Genomic DNA, 8,501 nt, shown 5'->3' with positions numbered 1-8,501 from the left:
GCACGAATGCGATGAACTTCTACAACGTCAGCCGCGCCACCCGCGGCCTGGTGACCTACATCAAAAACTACCGCGCCAACGCCAAACTCACCGGCAAGCCCAGCATCGTCTTTGCCCATGACACGCGTCATTTCTCGGTCGAGTTCGCCCAGTTCTGCGCCAAGATCGCCATGGATCACGGCGCGAATGTTTACCTCTTCGACTACTGCCGCGCGACGCCTGAAATGTCCTTCGCCGTGCGCCAGCTCCGTGCGGATGCCGGCGTGATGCTCACCGCCTCCCACAACCCCGCGCATGACAACGGCTACAAAGTGAATTTCAACGACGGTGCCGGCATCGTGGAGCCCCACGCCACCGGCATTATCAAGGAAGTCAACTCCATCAAAGGCGAAGAGTACGTGGCGCTTCCTGAGGCCGAACGCGGCCAGCTCACCACCCTCGGTGATGACATGGACCAGCAGTACCTCGCCCGCGTGGAAACCATGATGCTGCAGCCCGAGCTCCTGCAAAAGGAGGAGGCCAAAAAGCTCAAGATCGTCTTCACCGCACTGCATGGCGCCGGCGGCGTGCTGGTGCCCGTGTTGCTGAAAAAGCTCGGCTTCAATTTCCTCACCGTCCCCGAGCAGGACGTGCGCGACGGCCGCTTCCCCACCGTGAAGTCCCCGAACCCGGAGAACGCTTCCGCTTTGCAGATGGCGGTCGATCTGGCGAACAAAGAAGGCGCGGACATCGTCATCGGCACGGACCCGGACTGCGACCGCATGGGCGTGGGCGTGCGTAATTCCGCAGGCGAAATGGTGCTGCTCACCGGCAATCAGGTCGGCTCCCTCATGGCTTGGTACCGCACCAAGACGATGTTTGATCTCGGCATCCTCACCGAAGCCAACAAGAGCCACGCCGTGCTCCTGAAGACCTTCGTCACCAGCCCGCTGCAGGACGCCATCGCCGCGAAGTTCGGCATCAACTGCGTCAACACCCTCACCGGTTTCAAATGGATCAGCTCCAAGCTTTCCAAATACGAAGCCGCCCTGCCAGCCGACATTCAGAGCCGCTACCGCGACCTCAACGCCGCAGAAAGCCGCAGCGCACGCCTCCAGTACAGCAAGTTCCTCGTCTTCGGTGGTGAGGAAAGCTACGGCTACATGGGCGACGACTTCAGCCGCGACAAAGACGGCAACGGTGCCGTGGTCATGTTTGCCGAACTCGCCGCCTACGCCGCCAGCCTCGGTCTCACCGTCGTCGGCCTGCTTGATCAGGTGTACAGCGAAGTGGGATACTTCCTTGAAGTGAACGAGAGCAAGGTCTTCGAAGGTGCCAGCGGTGCCGCGCAGATCGCCAAGCTGGCAGACAGCTACGGCAGCAATCCCCCCACCGAAGTGGATGGCTCCGCCGTTATCAAAGTGCGTGACTTCCGCAAGGACGAGATCACCGACGAAGAAGGCGAGACCGTGCAGAAAGAGAAGATGCTCTTTGTGGATCTCGCCGATGGCCGCAGCTTTGCCGTGCGCCCCTCCGGCACTGAGCCGAAGATCAAATACTACATGTTTGGCCGCAGCCTCCCCGCCGCCGGTCAAAGCCTCAGCACCGAGGAACTCGCCGCTGCCAAGGCCAAAGTCAGCGCCGGCCTCTCCGCCATGTGGGCCTGGCTGGACAAGGACATCGACGCACGCCTGGCATCATAAGGCCGGAATTCGCGACAGATTCGAAGAAAAGGCAATGCGGCTGAACAAACTTCAGCCGCATTCGTCTATCCATTCGCAACCTCAATCCCGAGGCTGAGGGCCGGAAATTGCGGCTTGAAGTTCTCAGGAATTTAAGAACTATTAACCATTATGAATTCTCAAACCACTCGCACTGGGCTGCTCAGCTCAATTGGACTGGGCTGGTATGCCGCCATCGTCTTTGCCTCGGCCCCCACGGCACAGGCTCAGCAGCGGTATTATCCGCAGCAGCCACAGGGCTATCCCCAGCAGCAGGGTGGTTATCCGCAGCAGTACAGCCAGCAGCAGCCTCCGGGGTACGGCTACCCCCAGCAGCAGCAGCCTCAGACGCAGTATGAAAGCCCGCTGCAGTTCCTGCCAAAGTTTGGGCAGCGCATGAGTGAGATGGCACGCCGCCTCTTTTATGGGCGCAACCCCGTCGGTTATGACACCCCGCCTCCGGCCTATGGGCAGAACGGCGGCGGCTACAGCTTGGACTCCACACCGCGTCCGCAGGCTGCTCCGAATTATCCGCAGCAGTCTCCGGAGAGCTATCCACTTCCTGGATCAGGCTATGCCCCGCAGCAGCCCGGCTATCAATATCCCCAGCAGCAGCCACAACAACAGCCCCAGTCACAGCCGCGCTACAATTACCCGCCGCAGCAGACCGCCCCGCAGCAGACCTCGCCCGCCCCCTCCAGCAAAAGCAAAACACCAGCGCCGCCCCCGCAGAGCAAATCCTCTTCGTCCAGCAGCACCCGCAAATACACCCCGCCTAGGGTGAACGATTCGCCTCCTGCCCGGACCCCGAGCAAGCCTGCCACGGTGACGCCCAAAAAAGAAGTCAAGCCGGACGCCCCTCCGCCGACGCCCGCGCCTACCACCCGCCGTTCCGAATCCACCCCGAAAGAATTCCCCAGCACCACCTCCAGCAGCGGATCTTCGGGGTCGTTTTTGAAAGGCAAAAGAACCGCCAAGCCAGGACGCGTCATCAGCCCTTATCCGCCTTACAAAGAGCTCGACATCACCGGCCTCGAAAGCGGCTCCCTCGCACTTGATCCGACCACCCAGAAGGTCTTCGAAGTGCCTTGATTCACGCCAGTTCGTAGTCCGATTTTTGGAAATCCCGGCCCTGCGCCGGGATTTCTGTTTTAATGCCAGTGATGGTTCTTTTCTTAAAATCGAAAATAAACCGCTCATTGGCTTGATGTTTGCTTGCTCAAGGAGGTGGGATAGCGTTTGCTGTCTTCCAACCATTCATGGCCGACCACGGACTCCACCAGGTACAGACTCAAAAGCTCGCTATTGGGCCGCAAATGCAACAAAGCTTGCAGATTTTGCAGGCACCCACTTTGGAGCTCCGCCAGATCATCCAGCAGGAGGTCGAAATCAATCCCGTCCTGGAGCTTGAATCTCCGGACACCTCCATTCAGGACGCCATCCCCGATGATCCGGACGACCGCAGCGTCGATGACAGCGACATCGACGCCCTGACGCAGATGGATGACGAATGGCGCGAATACTGGCAGCAGAGCCGCCAGCAGACCGCCACCCGCCGCAGCGATGACCAGGAACGCTGGCAGTTCCTCATGGACTCCATCGTGGCTCCCACCACCTTGCAGGAGCATCTGCTCTCCCAGCTCCACACCTCGGACGCCAAAGCCTCCCTCGCCCCGCACGTGGAGTTCCTCATTGGCAATCTCGACGACCGTGGCTTTCTCAACACGCGCATCGATGACCTCAGCCTGAACCACGGCATTCCCATCGATGTCCTGATCACCGCCAAAAAGCTGCTGCAGAGCTTCGACCCCGTCGGCGTTGGCTCGGAGGATTTGCGCGAGTGCCTGCTGGTACAGCTGGAGCGCCTTGGCAAAAAGCAGAGCCTCGCCTGGCGTCTGGTGGATCAATACATCGACGACCTCGCCAACAAGCGCTACCCCATCCTCGCGCGCAAACTCGGCGTCCCCCTGGAGCAGATCTCACGCGGCGCAGATTTCATCAGCACGCTCGATCCCCGCCCCGCGCAGCGCTTTTCCGTCTCCTCCAACAACTACGTCACGCCCGACGTCGTCGTCGAACGCCAGGGCGGCGAATGGATCGCCGTCATGACCAATGACGACCTCCCGCACCTGCGCATCAGCAACACCTACAAGGACCTGCTCAGCCAGCCCGGCAACAACGGCGAGGTCCGCAACTACGTGCGCGACAAAATCCGCAGCGGCAAATTCCTCATCCGCTCCATCCATCAGCGCCAGCAGACGATCCACCGCATCGCCACGCAGATCCTCAAGTATCAGCGCGAATTTTTGGAGAAAGGCACCAATCTGCTGCGCCCTCTCAACATGGCCACCGTCGCCGATGAAGTCGGCGTGCACGAGACCACCGTCAGCCGCGCCATCTCCGGAAAATACATCGCCACCCCCCATGGCGTGTTTGACATGAAGTTCTTCTTCTCCCACGGCGTTAAAACCGAGTCGGGCGATGACCTCAGCAACACCAGCGTCAAAAACGCCATCGCCGATCTCATCAAGAACGAGCCCAAACACAAGCCCCTCAGCGACGACAAACTCGCCAAGCTTCTCGATGGCCAGGGCATCAAAGTCGCCCGCCGCACCGTCGCGAAGTACCGCGAGGCGCTCAGCATTCTGCCGAGCCACCTGCGAAAGTCGTTTTCGTAAAGCAGCCATCTCGCTCCGCGAGATGAGCACAGCGCTTTCGCAAGCCACTGCGTCATCGTTTGAAGCAAACACTCCGCATGGAAGCTCACGCTGGGCGCGTCTCGCGGAGCGAGAGGGCTACTATGTCCCTCACACAAACCGCCGCGCGATCTCTGTATAAACCGCCAGCGCCTTCTCGACCTCCGCGCATTCCACGTACTCCACCGCTCCATGCGCCTGATCGATGCTGCCGGGACCAAACAGAACCGTCGGGATGCCGAGGCGCGCAAACTTGCTCGCATCACTGCCAAACGGCACACCACTGACGCCATTCTCGCGTCCCATTTCACCGAGAACTTCACGCGCAAGTTGTACCACCGCAGCGCCTTCATCCGTCTGAAACGGCCAGTCCTGCAGCATCGGCGTTTCCATCTCCGCCATCACATCCGGGTGCCGCTTCATCAGCGCATCCAGCAGCGTCTGATAATGCGCCAGCACGTCCGGCACCTCCTCGCCGGGCAGCAGCCGGCGGTCGATCTCGATCACCGCCTCATCCGGCACAAAGTTCACCTGCACGCCGCCATGGATCACACCCACGTTGCAGGTGCCCGGCCCGAGCAGCGGATGCTTCACCTCCTGCATCCGCTCATGGTCCTCATTCAGCGCCAGCACGACGCGTGACATCGCGGTGATCGCATTCACACCGAGATGCGGCTTCGAACTATGCGCCGCTTTTCCCTTCGTGCGGATGCGCCAGCGCAGCACGCCCTTGCTCGCGATCACACATTTGAACTCCGTCGGCTCCGCCACCACGGCGGCATCCGCTTTGAGGTCTTCGCAAAGTTTGACCACACCGCGAAAGGAATACTCCTCATCCACCACGGCCGCCAGCCACACCTCGCAGGGTGGGCGGTCGCCGCTCGCATGAATGTCCGCCACGGCATGCATCATCGCCGCCAGCCCCGCCTTGTCATCCACCGAGCCGCGCCCATGCATCTTGCCGTCTTTCACCACCGGATCGAAGGGATCAATCGTCATACCCTTGACCGAGACCGTGTCCATGTGCGCCTCGAACACGATGCGCCTTGATGCATCACGACCCGGAATGCGCGCGATCACATTGTTGCGCCCCGGAAACACCTCCTGCTCCCACACGTCCATGCCCCGCTGTTCAAAGAAACGCCTCACATACGCCGCCATGGCAGCCTCTCCCGGACCTCCTTCATAGGAGCTGTTGATGCTGTTGATGCGGACAAGATCGGCCAGGGTCTGGAGCACGGGAGACATCCCCCAGCCTAGCCGAAGTCGATGACTCGGCAAGAAGGGCCGCTTTTTGGCCGTACATTTGCTGTCACATGAAGCCCTTCTATTCCATCGCCCTGCTTTCGACGCTGCATGCAGCCAGTTTGGCCATGGCCACGCCTGCGGATGACGCCAAGGTCGCCTTCTTTGAAAAGACCATCCGGCCCATCCTCATCAAGCGCTGCTACGAGTGCCACTCCGTCGAGTCCGGCAAGAGCAAGGGCGGACTCGCCATCGATTCACGCGACGCCATTCTTAAAGGCGGCGACAACGGCCCAGCCCTCGTCGCTGGAGATCCCGACAAAAGCCACATCATCGAATCCATCCGCTATCAAAATCAGGATCTGCAGATGCCGCCCAAGGGTGCCATGCCCGCAGCCGAGGTGAAGGCACTGGAAGAGTGGGTCAAAATGGGCGCACCCGATCCACGTGAAGCTGTCGCTGCCACCAGCAAACCCTCCTCACCGCGCGTCATTGATCTCAAGGAGGGCGCGAAGCATTGGGCCTTCCGCCCGATTGCCAGCCCGCAGGTCCCCAAAGCGGATGCCTCCAATCCCATCGACTCTTTCATCTCCGAAAAACTCGCCGAGAAGGGTCTCACACTCGCAGCTCCCGCTGACAAACGCACCCTCATCCGCCGCGCCACCTTCGACCTCATCGGCCTGCCCCCGAGCCCCCAGGAAGTAAATGCCTTCCTCGCCGACACCTCCCCCGACGCCTTTGCCAAAGTCATCGACCGCCTCCTGCGCTCGCCTCAATACGGTGAAAAATGGGGCCGTCACTGGCTGGACGTCGCCCGCTACTCCGACTCCAACGGCCTCGATGAAAACATCGCCCTCGGCACCGCCTGGCGTTACCGCGACTACGTGGTGCAGTCGATCAACGCCGACAAACCCTTCGATCAATTCCTCACCGAGCAGATTGCAGGCGATCTGCTCGAAGCCAAGGACCTCCCCACGCGCAAAGAGCAGACCACCGCGACCGCGTTCCTCAATCTCGGTGCCAAAGTCCTTGCCGAACCGGACAAGGAGAAGCTCGCCATGGATGTCATTGATGAGCAGATCGATGTCATGGGCCGCGCCTTCATGGGCCTCACGCTGGGTTGTGCACGCTGCCATGATCACAAGTTCGATCCCGTTCCAACGGCTGACTACTACTCATTAGCCGCCATCTTCAAAAGCACCCAAAGCTTCAGCGTGGATCGCATCGGTGCCCTCAGCACAGCTTATGAGGCACCCATGGGCTCGCTCGATGACTTTGCCGCCGTCATCTCCTCCGAACGCATCCTCAAAGATCAAAAAGCCGCCGTCGCCAAAGTTGAAAGCGCCGCCATCTCAGCCCTGCGCAAAGAAGTGCGTGACCATGCGGTCGATTACCTCATGGCCGCAGCCGAACTGCCCGCGAATCCCACCCTGAGCAAAGCACGCCCGGTGGCCGAACCGCTCGGACTGCGCGCGCATGTGCTGCTCAACTGCCGCGTGTATCTCGCCGCAAACGAAACCCTCCCCTTCTTCAAGCCGTGGCAGGATGCGCTCAAATCCACCGGCAGCGTGCAGCCACTGCGCGGCTACTACACCGCCATCTTTGCCGCTGCGGAAAAGATCACCCCTGCTCCGAAGGTGAAGGCGAAAACAAAGCCCGAGGAGAAGTCTGAAGACTCGCTGCTCCACCAGGCACGCGCCGCATTGGACGCTCCCGCAGGTTTCCTCGCCCTGCCACCGGAACCCATGGTTCTCTTTCCCAAGGATGTCGCCGAAAAAGTGCGTACTCTGAAGGACACCATGATGACCACGGAGAGCAATCTCCCCGACCTGCCCACCACCCTCGCCGTGGCCGAGTCACCGAAGATCATCAACGAACTGCCCATCCACATTCGCGGCAGCCACCTCGCGCTCGGCAAGCCTGTTTCACGCGGCTTCGTCCAGGTCGCGCAGGCTTCACTCACCACCAAGCCGCAGTTCCCCGCCAATCAAAGCGGCCGCCTCGAACTCGCCCGCTGGCTCGCCAGCCCCGAACATCCGCTCACCTCGCGCGTCATCGCCAACCGCATCTGGTCCTGGCATTTCCGTCAGGGCATCGTCTCCACCACGGACAACTTCGGCCTCCTCGGCCAGCAGCCCACGCACCCCGCCCTGCTCGACTGGCTCGCCCACTGGTTCACCACCAACGGCTGGAGCCTCAAGGACATGCACCGCCTCATCATGAGTTCGCGCACCTATCAGCAAAGCTCCGCCATATCCGCACAGGCTTACGCAGCCGATCCCGAAGACCTCCTGCTGCACCACTTCCCCGTGCGTCGTCTCGAAGCCGAAGAAATCCGCGACGCCCTGCTCAGCGTCGCCGGCAGCCTCGACAACACCATCGGCGGTAAGACCATCCCCCGCCGCAATCGTGAGTTCGTCTTCAATCACACCTCCAAAGACTTCACCAACTACGGCAGCACACGCCGCGCGCTCTACCTGCCCATCATCCGCAACAATCTCTACGATCTCTTCCAGCAGTTCGACTATCCCGATCCCTCCACCAGCACCGGCCTGCGTCACAGCTCCGTCGTCTCCCCGCAGGCCCTGCTCCTCATGAACAGCGACCTCGCCACCAGCGCCGCGCAAGCCTTCGCCGCCCGCGTGTTCAAGCTCTCCCCCGACAAAGAGGCCCGCCTCCGCGCCGCCTATCGCATCGCCTTCGCCCGCGAAGCCACCGCCGAAGACCTCGCTCGCGCCGAAAACTATCTCACCGCAGCCGACGCCTCGCTCAATTCCTCCCAGCAGGACTCCACCAAGCGCGAGCAGGAAGCCTGGGCTCTCCTCTGCCAGGCCCTCATGATGAGCAACGAGTTCATCTA

General features: G+C 61.1%; 5 protein-coding genes. 4 read left to right on the top strand and 1 reads right to left on the bottom strand.

The genetic code is table 11. The features are described from left to right. The 3 genes from PSV43_RS01090 to rpoN form a co-directional block, all read left to right on the top strand. Positions 1-1,682, top strand: a 1,682-nt coding sequence (locus PSV43_RS01090) for a phospho-sugar mutase (RefSeq protein WP_300192804.1), incomplete at its 5' end; no start/stop codon positions are given. Between the two features lie 150 nt (positions 1,683-1,832). Continuing rightward, the gene (locus tag PSV43_RS01085; RefSeq protein ID WP_300192802.1) at positions 1,833-2,792 is read left to right on the top strand and encodes a hypothetical protein; all 960 of its coding nucleotides are present in this window, start codon (positions 1,833-1,835) and stop codon (positions 2,790-2,792) included. A 167-nt stretch (positions 2,793-2,959) separates the two neighbouring features. Then, positions 2,960-4,378 carry an RNA polymerase factor sigma-54 gene (gene rpoN, locus PSV43_RS01080; protein ID WP_300192800.1) on the top strand — a complete coding sequence of 473 codons (1,419 nt, stop codon included), beginning with the start codon at positions 2,960-2,962 and terminating at the stop codon, positions 4,376-4,378. A gap of 129 nt (positions 4,379-4,507) precedes the next feature. Here rpoN and PSV43_RS01075 read toward each other — a convergent pair whose 3' ends face one another. Continuing rightward, positions 4,508-5,644, bottom strand: a complete 1,137-nt coding sequence (locus PSV43_RS01075) for a M20 family metallopeptidase (RefSeq protein ID WP_300192798.1) — start codon at positions 5,642-5,644, stop codon at positions 4,508-4,510. Between the two features lie 68 nt (positions 5,645-5,712). On the opposite strand from PSV43_RS01075, the gene PSV43_RS01070 reads away from it, so the two are divergent. Continuing rightward, on the top strand, positions 5,713-8,501 hold a 2,789-nt coding region (locus PSV43_RS01070; protein WP_300192796.1), incomplete at its 3' end, for a PSD1 and planctomycete cytochrome C domain-containing protein.

It is taken from the genome of Prosthecobacter sp., assembly GCF_029946185.1.
Classification (GTDB): domain Bacteria; phylum Verrucomicrobiota; class Verrucomicrobiia; order Verrucomicrobiales; family Verrucomicrobiaceae; genus Prosthecobacter.
Note: the sequence above shows the minus strand (reverse complement) of the source record. Positions and strands in the feature narration are given on the sequence as shown.

Bases quoted from the DNA above. Each gene is read 5' to 3' on its own strand.
- PSV43_RS01085 (WP_300192802.1), top strand. From the start codon at position 1,833: ATGAATTCTCAAACCACTCGCACTGGGCTGCTCAGCTCAATTGGACTG.
- rpoN (WP_300192800.1), top strand. From the start codon at position 2,960: ATGGCCGACCACGGACTCCACCAGGTACAGACTCAAAAGCTCGCTATT.
- PSV43_RS01075 (WP_300192798.1), bottom strand. From the start codon at position 5,644: ATGTCTCCCGTGCTCCAGACCCTGGCCGATCTTGTCCGCATCAACAGC.